This is a genomic window from Bittarella massiliensis (ex Durand et al. 2017), assembly GCF_009876955.1.
Taxonomy (GTDB): domain Bacteria; phylum Bacillota; class Clostridia; order Oscillospirales; family Ruminococcaceae; genus Bittarella; species Bittarella massiliensis.
Window position 1 is genome coordinate 209676 of sequence record NZ_WWVY01000009.1, and the last position, 22117, is coordinate 231792.

General features: G+C 65.5%; 18 protein-coding genes. 12 read left to right on the forward strand and 6 right to left on the reverse strand.

The features are described from left to right. Positions 1–15 precede the first annotated feature (15 nt). From GT748_RS11250 to GT748_RS11280, 7 genes are all read left to right on the forward strand, one after another. Positions 16–768 (forward strand): DeoR/GlpR family DNA-binding transcription regulator, encoded by a 753-nt coding sequence (locus GT748_RS11250; protein WP_021661261.1) that lies wholly within the window; start codon positions 16–18, stop codon positions 766–768. Beyond that, positions 765–1685 (forward strand): 1-phosphofructokinase, encoded by a 921-nt coding sequence (gene pfkB / locus GT748_RS11255; RefSeq protein WP_021661262.1) that lies wholly within the window; start codon positions 765–767, stop codon positions 1683–1685. The genes GT748_RS11250 and pfkB overlap by 4 nt, the downstream gene beginning before the upstream one ends. 37 nt (positions 1686–1722) lie before the next feature. Further along, positions 1723–3627, forward strand: a complete 1905-nt coding sequence (locus tag GT748_RS11260; protein ID WP_021661263.1) for a PTS fructose transporter subunit IIABC — start codon at positions 1723–1725, stop codon at positions 3625–3627. A gap of 43 nt (positions 3628–3670) precedes the next feature. After that, the gene (locus GT748_RS11265; RefSeq protein ID WP_021661264.1) at positions 3671–3928 is read left to right on the forward strand and encodes an HPr family phosphocarrier protein; all 258 of its coding nucleotides are present in this window, start codon (positions 3671–3673) and stop codon (positions 3926–3928) included. A 149-nt stretch (positions 3929–4077) separates the two neighbouring features. Further along, the gene (locus GT748_RS11270) at positions 4078–4332 is read left to right on the forward strand and encodes an Ig-like domain-containing protein (RefSeq protein ID WP_143161557.1); all 255 of its coding nucleotides are present in this window, start codon (positions 4078–4080) and stop codon (positions 4330–4332) included. 67 nt (positions 4333–4399) lie between these two features. Continuing rightward, positions 4400–6061, forward strand: a complete 1662-nt coding sequence (gene ptsP / locus GT748_RS11275) for a phosphoenolpyruvate--protein phosphotransferase (RefSeq protein ID WP_021661266.1) — start codon at positions 4400–4402, stop codon at positions 6059–6061. Positions 6062–6230: 169 nt separating this feature from the next. Next, the gene (locus GT748_RS11280; RefSeq protein WP_044992218.1) at positions 6231–7169 is read left to right on the forward strand and encodes a hypothetical protein; all 939 of its coding nucleotides are present in this window, start codon (positions 6231–6233) and stop codon (positions 7167–7169) included. Here GT748_RS11280 and GT748_RS11285 read toward each other — a convergent pair. Continuing rightward, the gene (locus GT748_RS11285) at positions 7123–8487 is read right to left on the reverse strand and encodes an MATE family efflux transporter (RefSeq protein WP_021658881.1); all 1365 of its coding nucleotides are present in this window, start codon (positions 8485–8487) and stop codon (positions 7123–7125) included. The genes GT748_RS11280 and GT748_RS11285 overlap by 47 nt on opposite strands. Positions 8488–8564: 77 nt before the next feature. Continuing rightward, positions 8565–10046 (reverse strand): APC family permease, encoded by a 1482-nt coding sequence (locus GT748_RS11290; protein WP_161213512.1) that lies wholly within the window; start codon positions 10044–10046, stop codon positions 8565–8567. Positions 10047–10235: 189 nt separating this feature from the next. On the opposite strand from GT748_RS11290, the gene GT748_RS11295 reads away from it, so the two are divergent. Then, positions 10236–10823 carry a pentapeptide repeat-containing protein gene (locus GT748_RS11295; protein WP_021658883.1) on the forward strand — a complete coding sequence of 196 codons (588 nt, stop codon included), beginning with the start codon at positions 10236–10238 and terminating at the stop codon, positions 10821–10823. Between the two features lie 66 nt (positions 10824–10889). On the opposite strand, the gene GT748_RS11300 is transcribed toward GT748_RS11295, so the two are convergent. Then, positions 10890–11774, reverse strand: a complete 885-nt coding sequence (locus tag GT748_RS11300; protein WP_021658884.1) for a YitT family protein — start codon at positions 11772–11774, stop codon at positions 10890–10892. A gap of 509 nt (positions 11775–12283) precedes the next feature. Here GT748_RS11300 and alaS point away from each other — a divergent pair. Then, positions 12284–14938, forward strand: a complete 2655-nt coding sequence (gene alaS / locus GT748_RS11305) for an alanine--tRNA ligase (protein WP_044992220.1) — start codon at positions 12284–12286, stop codon at positions 14936–14938. A 107-nt stretch (positions 14939–15045) separates the two neighbouring features. Then, positions 15046–15384 (forward strand): histidine triad nucleotide-binding protein, encoded by a 339-nt coding sequence (locus tag GT748_RS11310; RefSeq protein WP_021658887.1) that lies wholly within the window; start codon positions 15046–15048, stop codon positions 15382–15384. A 778-nt stretch (positions 15385–16162) separates the two neighbouring features. Here the strand turns inward: GT748_RS11310 and GT748_RS11315 are convergent. Continuing rightward, positions 16163–17113 carry an NAD(P)-dependent oxidoreductase gene (locus GT748_RS11315; RefSeq protein ID WP_021658889.1) on the reverse strand — a complete coding sequence of 317 codons (951 nt, stop codon included), beginning with the start codon at positions 17111–17113 and terminating at the stop codon, positions 16163–16165. 637 nt (positions 17114–17750) lie between these two features. On the opposite strand from GT748_RS11315, the gene GT748_RS11320 reads away from it, so the two are divergent. Continuing rightward, complete coding sequence (locus GT748_RS11320) at positions 17751–18950, forward strand: DegT/DnrJ/EryC1/StrS family aminotransferase (RefSeq protein WP_021658893.1); 1200 nt, start codon at positions 17751–17753, stop codon at positions 18948–18950. Further along, positions 18947–19648 (forward strand): sugar transferase, encoded by a 702-nt coding sequence (locus GT748_RS11325; protein WP_021658894.1) that lies wholly within the window; start codon positions 18947–18949, stop codon positions 19646–19648. The genes GT748_RS11320 and GT748_RS11325 overlap by 4 nt, the downstream gene beginning before the upstream one ends. A 55-nt stretch (positions 19649–19703) precedes the next feature. Here the strand turns inward: GT748_RS11325 and GT748_RS11330 are convergent, their stop codons facing one another. Together GT748_RS11330 and GT748_RS11335 are read right to left on the reverse strand one after the other, a co-directional pair. Then, entirely contained in the window at positions 19704–21314 is a 1611-nt protein-coding gene (locus tag GT748_RS11330) for an amidohydrolase (protein WP_021658895.1), read from the reverse strand. Positions 21315–21530: 216 nt separating this feature from the next. Further along, the gene (locus GT748_RS11335) at positions 21531–22106 is read right to left on the reverse strand and encodes a xanthine phosphoribosyltransferase (RefSeq protein ID WP_021658896.1); all 576 of its coding nucleotides are present in this window, start codon (positions 22104–22106) and stop codon (positions 21531–21533) included. Positions 22107–22117 lie beyond the last annotated feature (11 nt).

The following is a 22117-nucleotide window of genomic DNA, read 5'->3' on the forward strand; positions in this document are numbered from 1 at the left end:
AAGGGGAGGAATGAGATGCTGACGGAAGATCGCTACCGGGAGATCTTGCAGTGGGTGGCCCAGCGGGGCAGCGCCACGGTGGCCGAGTTGACCGCCCTGCTGGGGAGTTCGGAATCCACCGTCCGCCGGGACCTGACCGCCCTGCACAGGATGGGCAAACTCATCAAGGTGCACGGGGGGGCCACAGCGCTGGAAAACAGCTATGTCGCCGGCGAGGACGAGGTCAGCGTCCGCCACGGGCAAAACACCGGGGAGAAGCGGCGGATCGCCGCCTATGCCGCCGGGCTCATCGGCGGGGGCGACTTCTGCTACATCGACGCGGGCACCACCACCGAAATGCTGGTGGACGCCCTGCAGGAGCGGGAGGCCGTCTACGTCACCAACGGGGTGGTGCACGCGCAAAAGCTGGCCCAAAAGGGCTGCCGCACCGTCCTCTTGGGGGGCGAAGTGAGGGCCGTGACCGACGGCATCGTCGGCGGCGAGGCGCTGGCCGCCCTGGGCCGCTACCACTTCACCAAGGGCTTTTTTGGGGCCAACGGTGTCGGGCTGCAGGGGGGCTTCTCCACCCCCGATCTGCGGGAGGCCCAGGTCAAGGAGACCGCCCTCCTGCACTGCGGCGAGGCCTTTGTGCTGGCCGACCCCAGCAAGTTCGGCAAGCTCTCCTCGGTGACCTTTGCCGATTTGGGCGATGCCGCCATCGTCACCACCCGCCTCGGCGACAGGAGATATGCCGAAAAAACCACCGTTTGGGAGGTAGATACCCTGTGATTTACACCGTCACCTTCAACCCCTCGCTGGACTACACCCTCTCCCTCGAAAAGCTGGAGCTGGGCCGGGTCAACCGGGCGGCAGGCGAGACCCTCGCCGCCGGGGGCAAGGGGCTCAACGTCTCGATGGTGCTGCAAAACCTGGGCTACCCCAGCACCGCCCTGGGCTTTGTCTCCGGCTTCACCGGCGACGAGATCGAGCGCCGGCTGAAAGCCCGCCGCTGCGCCACCCGCTTTATTCACCTGCCCGCGGGCCTCTCCCGCATCAACGTCAAGGTCCGGGCGGAGGAGGAGAGCGAGATCAACGGCCTCGGCCCCCCGATCGGGCCCGAGGCGCTGGAGGGGCTCTACACCATCCTCGACGAGCTAAAGGAGGGCGACATCCTGGTGCTGGCCGGCAGCATCCCCGCCGCCCTGCCGGACGATATTTACCAGAACATTCTCAAGCGGCTTCAGGGCCGGGGGATCCGCGCCGCGGTGGACGCCACCGGCGACCTCCTCTGCGAGACCCTGCCCTACCGACCCTTCCTCATCAAGCCCAACAACCACGAGCTGGGCGAGATTTTCGGCAGGCCCCTGGCGGGGGCGGAGGAGATCGCCTCCTGCGCCGAGCAGCTGCACCGGCGGGGGGCGCAAAACGTCCTCGTCTCCATGGCGGGGGACGGCGCCATCCTGGTGAGCGAGGGGGGCGCCCGCTTTCGGGCCGCCGCCCCCCAGGGCCGGGTCAAGGGCTCGGTGGGGGCGGGGGACTCGATGGTGGCCGGATTTTTGGCCGGCTGGCTGGCAAGTGGGGGCGACGTCAGGCGCGCCTTCGCCCTGGCCGTCGGCGCGGGCAGCGCCACCGCCTTCTCCGAGACCCTGGCCACCGGGGTCGAGGCCGAGCGCCTGGCATCCCAGGTGCGGATTGAATCGTTTTAAGAGGGGTCGCCCCCTTTGAGAGAGGAGTAGGGAAGATATGCGAATCACCGAATTGCTCAGCGAGCAGGGGGTCGCGCTGCACTTTCAGGCCGCCGACAAGGCCCAGGCCGTCGACGAGCTGGTAGAGCGGATGGACAGTCTGGGGGTCCTTGCCGACAAGGCCGCCTATAAGGCCCAGATCCTGGCCCGCGAGGAGGAGGGGACCACCGGCATCGGCGAGGGGGTGGCCATCCCCCACGCCAAGGTGGCCGCCGTCAAGCGGGCGGCCCTGGTGGCGGCGGTCTCCCGGGACGGGGTGGACTACGACTCCCTCGACGGGGAGCCCACCCACCTGTTTTTCATGATCGCCGCCCCGGAGGAGGCCAAGAACTTCCACCTGGACCTGCTGGGCCGCCTCTCGGTCCTCCTGATGGACGAGGGGTTCCGCCAAAAGCTGATCGACGCCCCCACCCCAGCGGAGTTTTTGCGCATCATCGACGAGGCCGACGAGGAGAAGGCGGAGGGGGAGACCCCCCAGCCCGCCCCCGCCGCCGGCTACCAGATCGTGGCGGTCACCGCCTGCCCCACCGGCATCGCCCACACCTATATGGCGGCCGAGGGGCTGGAGCAGAAGGCCGCCGAGCTGGGCGTCTCCATCAAGGTGGAGACCAACGGCTCCGGCGGGGCGAAAAACGTCCTCACCCCCGAGGAGATCGCCGGGGCCAAGGGGGTCATCGTCGCCGCCGACACCCAGGTGGCGATGGAGCGCTTTGACGGCAAGCGGGTGGTGCAGACCAGGGTGGCCGACGGCATCTCCAAGCCGGGCGAACTCATCGCCGCGGTGCTGGAGGAAAAGGCCCCCCTCTACCGCGCCCGGGGCGGCGGCCAACAGCCCTCCCGGTCCCAGGGCAGGGAGGGGGCGGGCCACGCCATCTACAAGCACCTGATGAACGGCGTCTCCCACATGCTGCCCTTCGTCATCGGCGGCGGCATCCTCATCGCCCTGGCCTTTTTGGCCGACACCCTCCTCGCCCCCGGGGCCGACCCGGCCAACTTCGGCAAAAACTCCCAGCTGGCGAACTTCCTCAAGACGGTGGGAGAGGCGGCCTTCGGCTTCATGCTGCCCATCCTGGCGGGCTACATCGCCTCCTCCATCGCCGACCGGCCGGGGCTGGCCGTGGGCTTTGTGGGCGGCGCCCTGGCCAGCGCCGGGGGCTCGGGCTTCTTGGGGGCGCTGATCGCCGGCTTTGCCGCGGGCTACCTGGTGCTTCTCCTCAAGTGGCTCTGCGACAAACTCCCCACCTCGCTGGAGGGGCTCAAGCCGGTGCTCCTCTACCCCCTCTTCGGCATCCTCGGCATCGGCGCTGCCATCACCTTTGTGGTCAACCCGCCGGTGAGCGCCCTCAACGCCGCCATCTCAAACGGCCTCATCAACATGGGCGAGGCCAGCGGCATCCTGTTGGGGGTGGTGTTGGCCGCCATGATGGCCATCGACATGGGCGGCCCCTTCAACAAGGCGGCCTATGTCTTCGGCACCGCCTCCCTGCTGACGGCCGGCGGCGCTTCCATCTCCTCCGGGCCGATGGCGGCGGTGATGATCGGCGGCATGGTGCCCCCTCTGGCCATCGCCCTCTGCTCCACTTTCTTTAAAAACCGCTTCACTGCCAAAGAGCGCCAGTCCGGCCTCACCAACTATATCATGGGGCTCTCCTTCATCACCGAGGGGGCCATTCCCTTTGCGGCGGCCGACCCGCTGCGGGTCATCCCCGCCTGCGCCATCGGCTCGGCGGTGGCGGGCGGCCTGAGCATGTTCTTCGGCTGCACCCTGCCGGCCCCCCACGGCGGCATCTTCGTCATCCCGGTGGTGCACAACTGGCCCATGTACCTGCTGGCCCTGGCCATCGGCTCGGCGGTGAGCACGCTCCTGCTGGCCCTGTTAAAGAAACCTGTCGGGGAGGACTGACCCCCCGACGACCATCCACCATCCAAACAAGGAGGAATCGATCGTGATCACATTCACCTACACCATCACCGACGCGTCCGGCATCCACGCCCGCCCCGCGGGCCTGCTGGTCAAACAGGCGGCCGGGTTCCCCTGCGCCATCACCCTGCAAAAGGGGGAGAAGACCGCCGACGCCAAGCGCATCTTCGCCGTCATGAGCCTGGCCGCCAAACAGGGCGAGACCATCACCGTCTCCTGCGACGGCGAGGACGAGGGCGAGGCGGCAAAGGCCCTGGAGGCCTTTTTGGCAGAAAATCTCTAGGGACAGGGGCGCGAAAGGATTTTTAGAGAGGACGGGGATCCACGGTGTACAGATACCAAAGGGCGCTGTTTCTTTTTCTTGCGCTGCTCACCCTTTCGCTGACAGGGTGTAAAGGGCCAAACAAAGCTGCCGAAGAGCCCCAGCTGTCGGTGTACATCGCCCAGGCCAAATTGGTGATGGAGGTGGGCGAGGTGCGGCAGCTCACCGTCGACATCGAGTCCACCTTCAGTCCGACCGTCGGCTGGAGGATCGAAGGGGCGGAGATTCTCGCCTCGCTGGGCGACGGAAAGCTGAAAGCCCTCTCTGTCGGCGAGGCAACGGTGACGGTGATTGTCGAGGCTGACGGCAGGGAGGTCTCCGATTCGGTGCAGGTAGAGGTCGTCCCCGCCAAAGGGGACTCGTGATTTACAATGAACGATTTGACGGATTGAGGCGCGCCGGTCACCCCGGCGCGGGAAAGGGGCGGTCTCTGTGATTCGCATCAAAGGAAAGGGCGTCTCGGGCGGCGTCGCCATCGGGCGGCTCCACTTTTACGAAAACCGGCGCCAACAGGTGGAGCGCCGCCATGTCGCGGACGCAGCGGCCGAGCTCGCCCGGTTTGAGGCGGCGGCCCAGACGGCGGCCCAGCAGTTGGGCGCGCTGCGCGACCGAGCCGTGGGCGAGGTGGGGGAGTCGGGCGCCCAAATTTTTGAGATCCACCAGATGATGCTCGAGGACCTGGATTACCGCGAGTCCATCGCCGACATCATCCAGCGCCAAAAGGTCAACGCCGAGTACGCCGTGGCCGCCACCGGGGAGAACTTCTCCCAGATGTTTTCCGAGATGGACGACGAGTACATGCGCGCCCGGGCCGCCGACGTGAAGGACGTCTCCGACCGGCTGCTGCGGGTGCTCGCCGGCCAGGGCGACGCCCTCATCGGCGGGGAGGAGCCGGTCATCGTCGCCGCCGGGGACCTGACCCCCAGCGAGACGGTGCAGTTGGACAAGGGGAAGGTGCTGGCCTTCGCCACCGCCGAGGGCTCCTCCAACTCCCACACCGCCATCCTCGCCCGGACCATGCAGATCCCCGCCGTCATCGGCCTGGGGGCGGGGCTCGACCGCCGCTACGACGGGGTCCTCTGCGCGGTGGACGGCGCCGCCGGCGAGCTGGTGGTGGACCCCGACGAGCAGACCCTGGCCGCCCTGCGCCAAAAGCAGCGGGAGGACGAGGAGGCCGAGGCGCTGCTGCAATCCCTGCGGGGGCAGGAAAACGTCACCAAGGACGGCCGGCACATCGACGTGTTTGCCAACGTGGGCAGCGTTGCCGACGTGGGGCTGGCCCTGCAGAGCGACGCCGGCGGGGTGGGGCTCTTTCGCAGCGAGTTCCTCTACCTGGAAAACAGCGATTACCCCACCGAGGGGGAGCAGTTTGCCGCCTACAAGGCCGCGGGCGAGATCCTCGCCGGGCGGCGGGTCATCATCCGCACCCTGGACATCGGCGCCGACAAGCAGATCGGCTACTTCCAGCTCCCCAAAGAGGAAAACCCCGCCCTGGGGTACCGGGCCATCCGCCTCTGCCTCGACCGGGAGGAGATGTTCAAGACCCAGCTGCGGGCCATCCTCTGCGCCTCCGCCTTCGGCAACCTGGCCATCATGGTCCCCATGGTCATCTCGGTGGAGGAGGTGCGCCGGGTCAAGACCCTCCTCGACGGCCTCAAGGCCGAGCTGCGGGAACAGGGCGTCAAATTCGACGAGGGGATCCCCCTGGGCATCATGATCGAGACCCCGGCCGCCGCCCTGATCGCCGACGAGTTGGCGCAGGAGGTCGACTTTTTCAGCATCGGCACCAACGACCTCACCCAGTACACCCTGGCCATCGACCGGCAGAACGCCCAGTTGGAGTCCCTCTACGACCCCCACCACAAGGCCATCCTGCGGCTGATCTGCCGGGTGGTGGAGAGCGCCCACCAGGCGGGCATCTGGGTGGGCGTCTGCGGGGAGCTGGGGGCCGATCTCTCCCTCACCGAGACCTTTTTGGCCCTGGGGGTCGACGAGCTCTCGGTCTCCCCGGGCCGGGTGCTGGCGGTGCGCCGGCAGGTGCGGGCCTGCGACCTCTCCCGCCGGGAGGAGATTCTCGCCGCCATCGGCCGCTGAGGGGCCGCCAAAGAGACGGAAAAAGGGCCCCCGCACCGGTGTGTTCCGGTGCGGGGGCCCTTTTTTGCGGCGGGATGCGGTCTGTGAAAAGGGGACTATTTTGCTCCCGTTCGCCCCATACTCTACTAAAAAGCGCCATGTCCGGCGGCGCGGGAGGGGAGAGATGGGGATGAAGCGGTTGGGAAAGGCGCTGGCGGCGGCCCTGGCCTTCTGGCTGGCCCTGGCCCTCTCGGGCTGGGCCGGCCCGGCCCTGGCCCGCCGGGTGGAGAGCAGCCCCCGGCTGCTGGCCCTCTACGCCAGCGGGGGAGAGTTTGAGCAAAACCCCTATTTCAGCGAGGAGAGCCAGGCGCGCTTCGGGGTGCCCCTGGACCTGCTTTCCCCCCTGGGGCTTGCGCCGCCGGTATCCCAGGCCGAACTCTGCCGCCAGTACGCCCAGCGGGCGGAGGAGATGGCCTACCTCCTCTGCCAAAACCAGCCCTACCTCGAATACCTGCGGGGGGAGGGGACCGGTCTTGCCGGGTTGGCGGAGTACTGCCAGCGGGTGGCCCAGCTCCCCGACAACCTGACCTACGCCTGCCGCTACCTCCTCTTTTTGCTCTGGGTGCTCTTTTTGCACCTGCTCCTGCGCAACCGGCCCGCCCTCTATTTCGGGATGGGACTGCTCTGCCTGCTGGCCACCGGCTTCAAACTCTCGGGCAACCTGCTGGCGGCGGCCCTGCTGGGCAGCCCCGCCGCCCTGCACGGGGTGGCCGAGGGGGCGGTGCCGCCCCTGTTGGAGGCCATGCTCACCTTCCTCATCTTCGACATCACCCTCCTCTCCCTCGAGCAGTCTCGTCTGGGCAGAAAGCTGGCCCCCCTCTACCGGGACCTGCCGGCGTTGCAGACCCTGATCGCCACCCTCTCCGCCGCCCCGGCCGCCCCCGCCCTCTACCGCAGCCGGGTGGAGCGGTCCCTGCCCCACTTCGCCGCCTACGCCAAACAGAATAGGAGCCGAAGGGCGAAGGCCCTTCGGCTCCAGCGGGCGGTGGAGGCCCTGGCGGGACCCCACACCAACCAGTCCTTTATCCGTGACTTGGTGCGGCTGCAGACCCTCCTTCCAAACCGCTAGACCCGACCTTTTTCATGTACCACAGGCAGAGCAGCAGGGAGAAGAGGGTGGCCAGGGGGGCGGCAAAGCCCACCGGCGTGAGGGTCCCCCCGCCGCTGCGGGAGAAGAAGAAGGAGAGGGGGATGCGCACCAGAAAGGTGGAGAGCAGGCTGTGCACCAGGGGGAAGACTGGGTGCCCGCCCCCGCTCAAAAAGGCGTTCATGCAGAAGACGAAGCAGACGGCCATGCAGTCGGCGCTGTATGCCCGCAGGTAGCCGCTCCCCGCCGCCACCACCCGGGGGTCGCCGGTGAAGAGCCCCACCAGGGCCGGGGCCTGTAACTGGGCGGCCAGAAAACAGCCCGCCCCGAACACCAGCGAGAGGGCGATGGCCATCTTGAGGCAGCGCTTGGCCCGCCCCATCATCCCCGCGCCCCGGTGCTGGGCGGTCATGGCCGAGAGGGCGGCGGCAAAGGCGGTGGTGGGCAGCATGGAGAAGGCAATCAGCTTCTCCACCACCCCCACGGCGGCCGCCGCCACCAGCCCCAGCCCGTTGAGGATGGCGGTGATGATGAGGAAGGAGAGGTTGACCAGTCCCTCCTGCAGGGCGATGGGGGCCCCGGTGGCCAGCACCTGTTTGGCCGCCACCAGCTTGAAGCAGGGCGCGCCGCCCCGGTACTTGCGCACCAGCCCCCGCCCGGCCAGGTAGAACAGGGCCAGCACCAGGCTCACCACCTGGGCGAGGACGGTCGAGACCGCGGCCCCGGCCGCCCCCTGGCGCATCACCCCCACAAAGAGCACGTCGGTGGAGACGTTGATGACACAGGCCAGGGCGATGAGCAGCAGCGGGGTGCGGGAGTCCCCCAGCCCCCGCAGGATGCCGCTGACGGCATTGTACCCCACAATGAAGGGGATGCCCAGGGCGCAGAGAAAGAGGTACTGCCGGGTGGTGGCCAGGGCCTCGGCGGGCACCTGCATCAAGTTGCAGATGGGGTCGAGGAGGAGCAGGGTGGCGGCGCAGAGGGCCAGGGAGAGCAGCCCGAACACCCAGAAGATGGTCTTGACCGCGCTGGCCACCTCCCGCCCCCGCCGGGCGCCGTAGTACTGGCCGATGAGCACCGTCCCCCCGGCGGTCAGGCCGATGGAGAGGCCGGTGATGGTCTGCATCACCTGTCCGCCGGTGGCCACCGCGCAGACCCCCACCGAGTCGGAAAACCGCCCCACCATGAACAGGTCCGAGGCCCCGTAGCAGGCCTGCAGGATGTTTGCCAGCAAAAAGGGGAGCGAGAACCGCACCAGTGTCCCAAAGGCGCTCCCCTCCGTCAGCCGCCGTCCCTCCATTTTGATTCCCCCCCAAAATTCCTGTATTTTTTCATTCCTATGCGAAGGGGGAGCGGTTCATGCGCCCCGCCGGGGTCTCAGCGGGCCAACAGGGCCAGATTGAGCCCCAAGACCAACAGGGCGGCGGCCGCCACCACCCAGGCCCAGCGGCGGAAGGAGCGGTCCATCTTTCGGCTCTCCTCCGGTCCCGGCGGTGGGGGCAGGGGGGGCAGCGCGATCTCCGCCCCCCGCTTTCCCCGGCGGCAGAGGGCGTAGAGCAGCAGCCCCAGGGCCGACCAGGCCGCCCCCGCCAGGGCGGCGAAGGGGTCCAGCTGGGTCATCATCACCAGGTAGATGAGGATGCTCACCGGCGCCCCCACCCAGAGCAGGGGGGCCCGGTAGGGCCGGGTCAAGTCGGGCTTGTGCAGCCGCAGCCCACAGGCCGCGGCGATGCCGATGACGTAGTAAAAGAGGGTCGCGAAGAGGGAGAGGGAGGCGATGTAGGCGATGGAGCCGGTGCCCACCAGCAAAACCATCAGCCCCCCGATGACGGCCACGGCCGCGGCAGGGGTGTGCCAGCGGGGGTGCAGCCTGCCGAAGACGGCGGGGGCCGCCCCGTCCCTGGCCATGGTGTAGAGGTAGCGCGCCGGGGCCGACACTCCGGCGTTGAGGGTGGAGAAGTCGCCCCCAAAGGCGATCCCCGCGCAGAGGAGCACCAGGGGGAAGCCCACCACCCCGGCCAGGCGCATCCCCTCGGCATAGGGGGCGGCCGCCGTGGCCAGCTGCCCCAGGGCGTCCCCCGGCACCAGGGCCACCAGCGCCCACTGGAACAGCCCGTTGACCGCAAAGACCAAAAACGGGGCCAGGAAGAGGGCCCGGGGCAGGTTTTTCTGGGGGTAGCGGATCTCCTCCCCCATGGCGCAGCAGGTCTCAAACCCGGCAAAACACCACCAGATGAGACAGACGCACCCCAGAAAGCCGCTGGGGGTCAGGCTGGACGGGTCGGGCACCGCCACCGGCCCACCGCCGGTCAGGGAGGGCAGAAGGGAGAGCACCCAGACCGCCGCCACCTCCCAGAAGAAAAAGAGGAACCCGTTTTGCAGCCGCCCGGTCATCTCCACCCCCCGCACGGCCAGCAGCAAAAAGACCACTAGGGTGATGCAGGCCACCCACCGGTCCGAGAGGGGCAGCTCGATCCCCAGGGCCCCCAGCAGGGTGCGCAGGTAGAAGCTGAAGGCCAGGGCCTCGCCGCTGGCCACCGACACCATGGAGATGATGAAATTCCACCCCGCCAGCATCCCAAAGGGCCGCCCCAACCCCAGCGACGCGTATTGATATGTACCCCCGGAAAAGGGGAGGGCGGCCCCCATCTCGGCGTAGAGCAGGGCGGGGTAGATGCTCACCAACATGGCCGCCAGGGTGGCGAGGATGGTGGCGGGCCCCAGCATCCCCACCACGTTGGCCCCCACGGTGAACAGCCCCACCCCGATCACCGTTCCCACCGTCAGGGTAATGGTCTCCCGCAGCCCCAGACAGCGCTTCAGCCCGGCCTGCGCCGGGTCGCTTTTGCAGTTTTGCATGGCATTCCTTCCTCTCACAGCAGTGTTTGGCCGTCCGCGCGGCCTCCGCCAGTCTACGAGAAGGTGGGGAAAAAGGTGTGCCCGGCCGCCCTCGTCAGCCCCGTTGTCCCGCCGGGCGGGATGTGCTATAATCCCCTCATATCCCCTCCTCGCCCCGTGGGCGGAGAGGGGGCAGGGAGGGATTGCAAAATGGTGGAAAACAGCTCTTTTGAAGACCGCCTTTTCGAGGGGGTGCGGCTGGAGGGGGAGACCCTTGCGGGGTGCACCTTTGCCGACTGCACCTTTCGCGACTGCGCCGCCGAAAACTGCCGGCTGCTGGGCTGCACCTTCTCCGGCTGCCGGTTCGAGGGGTGCCGGGTGACCAACCTGCGCAGCGAGGGGTCGGAACTCCGCGGCACCGACTGGGCCGCCTCCTCCCTGGTGGGGGTCAACTGGGGCGAACTGCTGCCCAGCGGCCGCTTTGCCGAGCCGGTCAGCAGCCTGGAGGACTGCCAGCTCAGGTACAACACCTTCACCGGGATGAGCCTGCGCCGGTTTGACTTTTCCAGCTGCGCCCTCCTGCGCTCCACCTTCGGCGAGTGCGACCTCTTCGAGAGCCGCTTTTTCGGTTGCCGGTTGGAGGGGACCGAGTTTTTCAAGTGCGACCTGCGGAGGGCGGATTTCCGCGAGGCGACGGGGTACGAGGTCGACGTTCTCACCAGCCGGATGAAGGGGGCTCGCTTCTCCTTCCCCGAGGCCGTCAACCTCCTCCACTCCCTGGAGGTCACCGTCGAGTGAGTGTCCCCGACAGGCAAAAGAGAGGGCCCCCGGACAGCGCTGCCGTCCGGGGGCCTCTTCCTTTTTTTATCGGATCTGTCCGGGGCGGCGACGGCGCTCCTGCTCAAAGGAGAAGCCGCGCCCCCGCACCTCCCCCACCTCGCTGAGCACCATGAAGGCCTGGGGGTCGATGGCGGTCACCACCGATTTGAGCCGGGCCAGTTCCCGGTTGGAGACCACCGCCATCACCACCTGCTGGTTGGCCAGCAGGTAGCCGGTGGTGGCCGCCAGCAGGGTGGTGCCCCGCTCCAGCTGTTCCTGAATGGCCTGGCTGATCTCCTGGTACTTGGGGCTGATGATCATGGCCTGGGTCTGGCTCTTGCCCAGCAGCAGCACCCGGCTCATCACCAGGGCGCTGATGAGGACTTCCAGCACCCCGAAGAGCACCTGCTCGGCGCTGGAATAGCCGATTTGGCAGAGCAGGATCACCGTGTCAAAGCCGTACATCAGCCCTGCCAGGGGCAGCCCCACCTTTTCGTGGAGGATCACCGGCGGGATGTCCATCCCCCCGGTGGAGGAGCCCACCCGCAGCACCAGGCCGACCCCCAGCCCCACCAGCAGCCCGCTGTACACCGTCTGCAAGAGGATGTTGTCGGTGAAGGTGGTCAGGGCGGGGACAGACTGAAACAGCTTGACAAACAGCGGGTAGAGCACCGAGGAGAGGAGGGTGGACAGGGCAAAGCGCCGCCCCAAAAAGGCCGCCCCCACGAAAAAGAGGACGAAGTTGAGGGCCGAGAGCGCCAACGAGATGTCCACCGGCAGCAGGTGGCTGATGAGCAGGGCCAGACCGGTGGCCCCGCCGGAAATCAGCCCCCCGGGCACGATAAAGGCCACCACCCCCAGGGCCAGGATGGCGTTCCCCGCCACGATGAAGGGGACCTTCTTCCCCTCCTCTTTCCAGTCGATTTTCATCTCCGGTCACGTCCTTTCTCTCTAGCTTTTCCAAACAGAGCCAGTATACGCGATTTGACCCCATTTTTCCAGAGCGGGCGCCAAAAAAGAGGGGCTTTTTACCGATTTTGGGCCTCCGGTCTGGGCGGGCGGGGAAAATGGCCTGAAAAAGCCGCCTTTTCCTTGACAAACAGCGGCCGGTGCGTGTACAATCATCTTTGTGAAAGACGCTGAAGAGGAAGGCTGTGCGCCTCCCCACCCAGAGAGGGGCCCCTGTGCTGAAAGGGCCCTTGGGCGGGGCACATGGCTGCCGCCTTGGAGTTTCGCCGGGAGGACCGGCGGCGGGCCCGGCCCCGTTACGGCCGCAAAGAGGCGGGGGCCTTTGCGCCCTGCGCAATTTGGGTGGTACCGCGGAAACTGACAGCTTTCGTCCCAGAGTGGGGGCGGAGCTGTTTTTTTGTATGCCGCGGCCGCCGGCCAGGGGCAGACCCCTTCGGCGCAACCAACGAGAGAAGAGGAGCGAGTCGATCGTGAAATGGACTGGACTGAATCAACTGCGGGAAGAGTTTCTCGCCTTTTTTGAGGAGAAGGGGCACACCCGCCTCCCCAGCGCCCCGCTGGTGCCCCAGGGGGACAACAGCCTCCTGCTCATCAACTCGGGGATGGCCCCGCTGAAAAAGTACTTCCTCGGCCAGGAGACCCCGCCCAACGTCCGGGTCACCACCTGCCAAAAGTGCATCCGCACCCCCGACATCGAGCAGGTGGGCAAGACCGCCCGCCACGGCACCTACTTTGAGATGTTGGGCAACTTCTCCTTTGGCGACTACTTCAAGAAAGAGGCTATCTCCTGGGCCTGGGAGTTCATCACCCAGCGGCTGGAGATCCCGGTGGACAAGCTCTGGGTCACCATCTACCTGGACGATGACGAGGCCTACGACATCTGGACCAAGGAGATCGGCGTGGCCCCCGAGCGGGTGGTCCGCCTGGGCAAGGAGGACAACTTCTGGGAGATCGGCGCCGGCCCCTGCGGCCCCTGCTCCGAGATTTACTTTGACCGGGGCGAGAAGTACGGCTGCGGCAGTCCCGACTGCGGCCCCGGCTGCGAGTGCGACCGCTTCATGGAGTTTTGGAACCTGGTGTTCTCCCAGTTCGTCAACGACGGCGAGGGCAACTACACCGAGATGGAGCACAAGAACATCGACACCGGCATGGGGCTCGAGCGCCTCGCCTGCCTGATGCAGGGGGTGGACAACCTCTTCGAGGTGGACACCGTCCAGAACATCATGAAGCACATCAGCAAGATCGCCGGCGTCCACTACGGCGAGGACCCCCGCACCGACGTCTCCCTGCGGGTGGTGACCGACCACATCCGCTCCACCGTCTTCATGGTCTCCGATGGGGTGGTGCCGCAAAACGAGGGCCGGGGCTACGTGCTGCGCCGGCTGCTGCGCCGGGCCGCCCGCCACGGCCGGCTGCTGGGCATCGACCGGGCCTTCCTCTATCAGGTCTGCGACACCGTCATCGACGAGAACATCGGCGCCTACCCCGAGTTGGGCGAGAAGCGGGAGTACATCAAAAAGGTCATCCAGAACGAAGAGCTCCGCTTTGAAAAGACCATCGACCAGGGGATGGATCTGCTGGGCACCATGCTCGACCACATCAGCGCCGAGCAGATCAAAGCCGGCAAGGCCGTCCTCTCCGGGGACGAGGCATTCAAGCTCTACGACACCTTCGGCTTCCCCATCGACCTGGTGCGGGAGATCGTGGCCGAGCGGGAGATCGGCCTGGACGAAGCGACCTTCAACGAGCTGATGGAGCAGCAGCGCCAGCGGGCCCGCGCCGCCAGGGAGCAGATGGACACCATCGCCTGGTCGGAGGACGTCACCGCCGAGCTGGACCTGCCCCGCACCGCGTTTGTGGGCTATGAAAAGCTGGACGCGGTGGCCCGCCTGGCCTGCATCATCGCAGGCGGCCAGCTGGCTGACAGCGTCACCGCCGGCGAGCAGGCCACCCTCATCTTCGACACCACCCCCTTCTACGCCGAGAGCGGTGGACAGGTGGGGGACCGGGGCGCCATCACCGGCGAGGGGGTCGCCGCCCTGGTGGAGGGCTGCACCAAGTCCCCCACCGGCCAGTACCTCCACACCGTCACCGTGCAGTGCGGCACCCTCCACACCGGCGACGCCCTGCGCCTCTCGGTGGACAAGGACTACCGCGCCGCCGTGGCCCGCAACCACACCTCCGCCCACCTGCTGCAGGCCGCCCTGCGGGAGGTGCTGGGCGAGCATGTCCACCAGGCCGGCCAGCTGGTGACCAAGGACCGCGTCCGCTTTGACTTCTCCCACTTCTCCTCCATGAGCGGGCTGGAACTGGCCCAGGTGGAGGAGCTGGTCAACCGCAAGATCATGGAGGCCCTGCCCACCGACGTGCGGGAGATGCCCATTGAGGAGGCCAAGCAGCTGGGGGCCATGGCCCTCTTTGGCGAGAAGTACGGCGACACCGTCCGGGTCTGCTCGGTGGGGGATTTCTCCCGTGAGTTCTGCGGCGGCACCCACGTGAAGAACACCGGCTGCATCGGGCTGTTCAAGATCCTCTCCGAGAGCTCGGTGGCCGCCGGCGTCCGCCGGATCGAGGCCGTCACCGGCTTCGGCGTCATCCGCCAGCTCGACCGCGACCAGGAGGCCATCCAGCAGGCCGCCCGGGCCCTGAAACTGCAAAACCCCGCCGACTTGGTGGAAAAGGCCGAGTCGGTGATGGGCGAGCTCAAGCGCTGCGGCAAGCAGATCGAGGAGTTGGGCAGCCAGCTGGCCGCCATCCAGATGGACAGCCTCTTCGAGCAGGCCACCGAGGTGGGGAACGTGCGGCTGGTCAGCGCCTCATTCACCGGCACCGACGCCAAGAGCCTGCGCTCGATGGGCGAGCGGGTGCGGGACAAGGCGCCGCGGATGGTGGCCGTCCTCTCCACCGTGGTCGACGGCAAGGGCACCATCTGTGTCTCCTGCGGCAAGGAGGCCGTTGAGGCCGGGGTCCACGCCGGCAATCTGGTCAAGGAGATCGCCAAACTGGCCGGGGGCAGCGGCGGCGGCCGGGCCGACAACGCCATGGCCGGCGTCAAGGAGATCTTCAAAATCGACGAGGCCATCGCCCAGGTGCCCAGCATCATCGCCCGGATGATTGCCCACTAGCGCCTTTCCCGCCCCGCCTTTGACGGGATGCGGCGTCAGCGCTTACACAGAATCGCCCGGCGGGCAGGGGAGAGCCCCTGCCCGCCGGCAGAAGGGAGGAGTGCCCAGTGGATTGCCTTTTTTGCAAGATCGCAGGGGGGGAGATCCCCTCGAAAAAGCTCTATGAGGACGACTCGATCCTGGCCTTTTACGATGTCGATCCCCAGGCGCCGGTCCACTTTCTGGTCATCCCCAAAGCCCACATCGCCAGCTGCGACGAGCTGACCGAAGAAAACAGCGCCATTGTCGCCCACATCTTCGCCACCATCGCCAAGCTGGCGGGGGAGCTGGGGCTGAAAGACGGCTACCGCATCGTCAACAACTGCGGCAAAGACGGCGGCCAGACGGTGGGTCACCTGCACTTTCACGTGCTGGCCGGCCGCTCGTTGGCCTGGCCCCCGGGCTGATTGCCCTGCCCTTGCATATCCCTCGATTCAAAAGAGCTGGACGCGTCTGCGTCCAGCTCTTTTGCGCGCTTTTTACCCAATTCGCGGGTGCGAACCCCAAGTGCACACCCATTTGCCGGGAGGTTCGCACCGCAGAATACCGGCCTTTTGCGGTGGAATGGAGAGGTTTGGGAAAAATGGGATCTGCATTTGACAGGATTTTGTGGAAAGAGTATCCTAAAGAGGAAAGCAGCGTCTTGTTTTTGTGCTGTTTTGCTGTCGTCCCCCCACGCAGGGGACGTGGATTGAAAAAATATCGTAAAAGAGTTAAGCAAACAATGGTTACGTCGTCCCCCCACGCAGGGGACGTGGATTGAAAAACTTGTAAAATACGCAACTTGCGCAGATACCCCGGGTCGTCCCCCCACGCAGGGGACGTGGATTGAAAAGCTTGACTTGTCCGAATGGAACGTGTATTATAAGTCGTCCCCTCACGCAGGGGACGTGGATTGAAATCACTTCGGTGAGCCAGTCGCTGAGTGAATCGGTCAGTCGTCCCCTCACGCAGGGGACGTGGATTGAACTGGTATGTCCATGAAATCGCATGACCCCTCCCAGCGGATCGTCCCCTATTCGAGGACACAACCCAAAACTTTAGCGTCTGCACAGACACAGCCGCTGTGCAAACTTCCTATTCCAAAGCGCAACGCCCCACATACGCCTCACAACAAAAAGGAGCCGGAGCAGCACCTGCTGCTCCGGCTCCCTCTTTTTATCCACTTGATCTGTCAATTGAAGTTCAGACGATGACATTGCGGGGCTCTCCCCGGCAGAAGGCGGCGATGTTTTCCCCCAATAAGTCGACAAGGCGCTGGCGGGTCTCCAGCCCCTTCCAACCCATGTGGGGGGTGAGGACCACGTTGTCCAGGGTGTAGAGCGGGTTGTCCGGCCGGGGGGGCTCCTGCTCCAACACATCCAGTCCGGCCCCGGCAATTTGTCGGGCGGCCAGGGCCCGAATGAGGGCGGGCTCATCGATCAAAGCCCCACGGGAGGTGTTGATGAGAAAGGCGGTCGGTTTCATCTTGGCGAGGGCCGTCTCGTCGATCAGGTGGCGGGTCTGTTCGGTGAGGGGGCAGTGGAGAGTCACGGCGTCGCTCTCCTGCAGCAGGGTGTCGAGGGGGACATACCGCACCCCCTCCTCGTCGGGCCGAGGGGTGCGGGTATAGGCCAGCACTTCCATATCAAAGGCGTGGGCCAGACGGATGACCGCCCGGCCGATGTGACCGGCCCCGACGACCCCCAGGATCTTGCCGTTGAGCTCCAGGTGGTCGACCTGGAGAAACTGCTCAAAATTGCTGTGATCGCCCCGGCAGAGCATGGCCTGCTGCTTCTGCATGGAGGAAAAGAGGTTGAGCAGCAGCAAAAAGACGGTGTGCGCCACCCGCTGGGTGCTGTAAGCGGGGATGTTGCAGACGGTGATCCCCCGGGCTTTGGCGGCGGCCAGGTCGATGTTGTTGTAGCCGGTCCCCGCCTCGCAGAGGAGCTTGACCGAATCGGGGAACCGGCGGATGCTCTCGGCGGAGACGGGCATCTCCTTGGTCACCACAATGTCGTATCCCTGAATGCGCTCCAACAGTTGTCCCTCGTCGGTGGCGCCGTAGACGGTGACCTGGGAGGCGATGTGGGAGAAGTCGATCTTGCCGTCGTAGTTGATGCGGTCGGCGTTGAGGACCACGGTTTTATCCTTCACAAAAGTACCCTCTTTCTTTCTTTTTTACAGTTCGCCCCTGCCAAAACAGGCGCTTCATCTCTTCGGGAATGGGGCGGCAGGCAGGATAAGCGGGGTCGTGCGCCGACGAGCAGGGCGGCCCGACGAACCTACCGTGCAGCCGCAAGCCCTTGCGGGCACAGCGGGGAGTGCCAGAGGGGGAGTGGGGCCCCTTTGACTTGGATTTCGCCGCCTGCCTATTTTGCCCACCCTTCCCACCGAAAAGCGCGCCGTTGAGCCGTGGGCAAGGGGATGGTATGGGGGTGCGCAGCAGTCCGGCAATCGCCGCAGGACAGCCGCATTTCTGTCATTATACCACAGGTGGCCGCCGGCGGTACAGGGGGGAATAAAAGTCGCGCAAAAGGAAAAAATATACATAGAGAATGACCCTGAAACGGCCGCCGAAAAAGAGAACATGAACCCCCTGTGAACGCTGTCTGAAAAGCCGGAGGAGAAAATGAATTTTCCGTGATAAAGTGCCCCCATTTCTTGACAGGCCATGGGGAAACGATTACAATTGATTCAAGCAAGGTCGGCCCAATGCTGCCTCGGGCAGGGTGCCGTCCTTTCTTCTGTGGCTTATCCACCGAGTAATCAAGAGAAATGAGTGCGATCTGTAATGAAAATTCCCTTTTCTCCCCCGGATATCAGCGAACAGGACATCGCCAATGTAGTCGATGCCCTTCGTTCGGGTTGGATCACCACCGGCCCCAAGACCAAACAGCTGGAAAAGGACCTCTCCGCCTACTGCGGCACCGCCCACACCGCCTGCCTCAACTCGGCCACCGCCGCGCTGGAGCTCTCTCTGCGGGTGCTGGGCATCGGCCCGGGGGATGAGGTCATCACCTCTGCATATACCTACACGGCCTCCTGCAGCGTCATCTGCCATGTGGGCGCCACCCCGGTCCTCATCGATGTGGACGAGGGCAGCTACCACATGTCGGCTGCCAATCTGGAAAAGGCCATCACCCCGAAAACCAAGGCGGTCATTCCGGTGGACATCGGCGGGGTGCCCGCCGACTACGACGCCATCTTCTCGGTGTTGGAGGGGAAAAAAGACCTCTTCACCCCGGCTAGCGACCTGCAAAAGGCCATCGGCCGGGTGGCCGTGGTGGCGGACGCCGCCCACTCGGTAGGGGCCACCTACAAGGGCAGGCAGATCGGCTCTGTGGCCGACTTCACCTGTTTTTCCTTCCACGCGGTGAAAAACCTCACCACCGCCGAGGGGGGGAGTGCCACCTGGCTGGACTTTCCCGGCATCGACGGGGAGGAGATCTACCGCCAGTTCATGCTGCTCTCCCTGCACGGGCAGACCAAAGACGCCCTCTCCAAGACCAAGTTGGGCGCCTGGGAGTACGACATCGTCTCCCCGGCCTATAAGTGCAATATGACCGACATTTTGGCGGGCCTGGGCCAGAGCCAGTTGGAGCGCTATCCCCAGCTGCTGGCCGAGCGCCGCTCTGTGGTCGCGCGCTACGACGCCGCCTTTGCCGGCAAGCTGGAGATCATGCCCCACTACACCGGGGAGTACCAGTCCTCCGGCCACCTCTACCTGACCCGGATCCCCGGCTACAGCTTGGAAAAGCGAAACGCCCTCATCGAGCGCATCGCCGAAAAGGGGGTCGCCACCAACGTCCACTACAAGCCGCTGCCGCTGTTGAGCGCCTACAAAAACCTGGGCTTTGACATTGCCGATTACCCCAACGCCTACGCCCAGTTTATAAACGAGATGACCCTTCCCCTGTACAGCACCCTCACCGACGAGCAGGTGGAATATGTGATCGCAGCGGTCCTGCAAAGCCTTGAGGAAGATGTATGATACCAGGGAAACTGACGGGGGCGATGGACGCCCCCATCATCCACCAATACAGGGACAGGCTGCTCAAGAAAAAGGGGAGCCTTCTCTGCAAGCGGGCCTTTGACCTGATCGTCAGCGCCCTGATGCTCATCTGCCTGTCGCCGCTGCTGCTGGTGCTGGCGGTGGTCATCAAGTGCGACTCCCGCGGGCCGGTCTTTTTCCGGCAGGAGCGGATCACCACCGGCGGCAAGCCCTTTCGCATCTTCAAGTTTCGCACCATGGTGCAGGATGCGGACAAGTTGGGCAGCGCCGTCACCGCCCCCGGCGATAGCCGGGTCACCCGGGTGGGGGACAAGCTGCGCGTCTACCGGCTGGACGAGCTGCCCCAGCTCATCAACGTTTTTTTGGGGCAGATGACCTTTGTGGGCACCCGCCCCGAGGTGCCCCAGTACGTGGACGCCTACACCGACGAGATGCGGGCCACCCTGCTGCTGCCGGCGGGGATCACCTCCAACGCCAGCATCAAGTTCAAGGACGAGCAGACCATCCTCAACCAGGCCATGGAAGAGGGCTGCAGCGACATCGATCAGGCCTATGTCACCCGGGTGCTGCCCGCCAAGATGCGCTACAACCTGGAATACCTGCAAAATTTCGGCCTCGGGGAGGATTTCAAACTGATGTGGAAAACCGTCATGGGGGTTTTCTTTCACCAGGATTAAGACAGCAAAAAAGAGCGCGCGAACACCGTTCGCGCGCTCTTTTGTCGCCTGTTCCTCAGGCGCGGTAGAGGGTCTCGCCCTCGCGGATGGTCTCCACCACCCGGATGTCGCAGATCGCCATGGGATCCACCTCTATGGGGTCCTGGTCGAGGATGACCAGGTTGGCCAGCTTGCCGGGGGCGATGGAGCCCTTTTCGTCCTCTTCAAAGTACTGGTAGGCGGCGTTGATGGTCACGGCCTTCAGCGCCTCCAGGGGGGAGATGCGCTCCGCTTTTCCCATGTCGGCCCCCGAGAGGCTGATGCGGTTGACCGCGCACCAGACGGTGCGGAGCATATCCGGCTCCAAGACGGGGGTGTCCTGGTGGAAGGTGAAGGGGATGCCCGCCTTTAAGGTGGAGGCGGCGGGGGAGATGCGGGTGGCCCGCTCCTGCCCCAGGTTTTTTAGGTGGGTGTCCCCCCAGAAATAGGTGTGGGCGACAAAGTAGGAGGGCATCATCCCCAGCTCCTTCATCCGGGGTACCTGGTCGCCGGGGCGGACCGTCTGGGCGTGGATCATCACCGGGCGGCAGGTGTCTTTGTCCGGCAGGGCGGCCTTGGCCGCGGCAAAGGCGTCCAGGTACTGTTGCGAGGCGGCGTCGCCGTTGCAGTGGCAGAGCAGCTGCATCCCCTCACCCATGGCGATTTTGCAAAACCGCTCCACCTCGGCGTCCTTGTAGATGGGGTAGCCGCAGTAGCCGTCCCGCTCGCCCTCGTAGGGGGCGGAGAGCCAGGCGGTCTTGCCCTGGGGCGAGCCGTCGAGGAAGATCTTGTAGCCGCCGATTTTCAGCCGGTTGCGGTACTGGCGCAGATACTCGGGGTTTTCCTTGGCGATTTCCGCCTCGTCCTTCAAGTCGACATAGCCCACCAGGTCCAATTTCAGGCTGCCGTGCTCGGCCAGGGTGCGCAGCAGGGTGAAGTTCTGGTGCTTGACCATCCCCTCCTGGGCGGTGGTGATGCCGTGTTTGAGATACACCTCCTGCGCCTTTTCGCAGAGGGCCAGCATCTGCGCGAAGGTGGGGGCCAGACTGGAGGCGGAGGAGGAGAAGGAGATGAAGGCGTTTTCTTCCAGATAGCCGCTAAGCTCCCCGGTGGCGTAGTCCCGACCAATTTTGCCGCCCTCGGGGTCGGGGGTCTGGGGGGTGTAGCCGCCCTCGTTTAAGGCGATGGTGTTGGCCACCCCCATGTGGCCCGACTGGTGGGTGATGAGCACCGGCCGGGTGGAACTGACCTGGTCGAGCACCTGCCGGGTGGGGTGGCGCCCCTCTTCGAGGCGGTTGTGGTCGTAGCCAAAGCCGACGACCCACTGGCCGGGCTCCAGGTCCCCGCTGGCGACGGCCTCTCGCAGCCGCTGCACGATCTGCCGGTAGCTGGTGCAGTCCCCCAGGGGGACGGCGTGCAGGGTGTTTGCCAGCATGGAGAGGTGGCTGTGGGGGTCGATGAAGGAGGGGAGGAGGGTCTTTCCCTCCAGGTCCACCCGGCGGACACCGGCGTCGGCCAGCTGCTCCATGGCGGCGAGTGCGCCGGCCCCCAAAATGCGGCCGTCTGCCACCAAAACAGCCTCGCAGCGGCACTGGTCGCCGGGCTCCATGGTGTAGATGTGGCCGTTGTAGTAGAGCGTTTGTGACATATTGCGTTTCACCCTTCTTTTCTGTGCCGCCGGGAGGGGCGGCCGATATACAGTAGTCTAGTCTCCGGCCCGGAGAGATATGCCGGGCCGTGTTTTCTATTGTAGTGGGCGCTCCGGCGGCAGCTATGAAAAAATTGTAAATTCTGCGCGAAAAAAGGGACGCCCCCCTCGGCGGTCGAGAGGGGGCGTCCCCGGCGGTGGCATTGGGCGGGTGGGTCAGTCGGCAAAGACCAGGCTGTCGTCGCTCATCTCCTTGATGACGGCCAGGCTCTCCAGCCGGACGCCGGTTCGGCGCACCAGCTCCCCGCCGTCCTGAAAGCCCTTTTCGATGACGATGCCGCAGCCGGCGATGGTGGCGCCCGCCTGTTGCACCAGCTGGATGAGGCCCAGCAGGGCCTGTCCGCGGGCCAAAAAGTCGTCGAGGATGAGGATGTGGTCCCCCGGGTTGACAAACTTGCTCTCCACCTGAATGTCAAAGGTGGTGCCCCGGGTGTAGGAGGTCACCTGGGCGGTGAGGATGTCCCCGTCCAGGTTCTTGGACTTGGTCTTTTTGGCAAAGATCACCGGCACGTTGCCGAAGTGGCGGGCAGCGATGGCGGCGATGCCGATGCCCGACGCCTCGATGGTGAGGATCTTGCTGACCGGCACCCCTGCGAACCGGCGCGCAAACTCCGCCCCGATCTCGTCGAGAAGGGGGATGTCCATCTGGTGGTTGAGAAAGCTGTCCACCTTCAAAATGTGGCCGGGCTTGACCTTTCCGTCCTGTAAGATGCGCTGCTTCAAGAGTTCCATAGGCGTCTTTC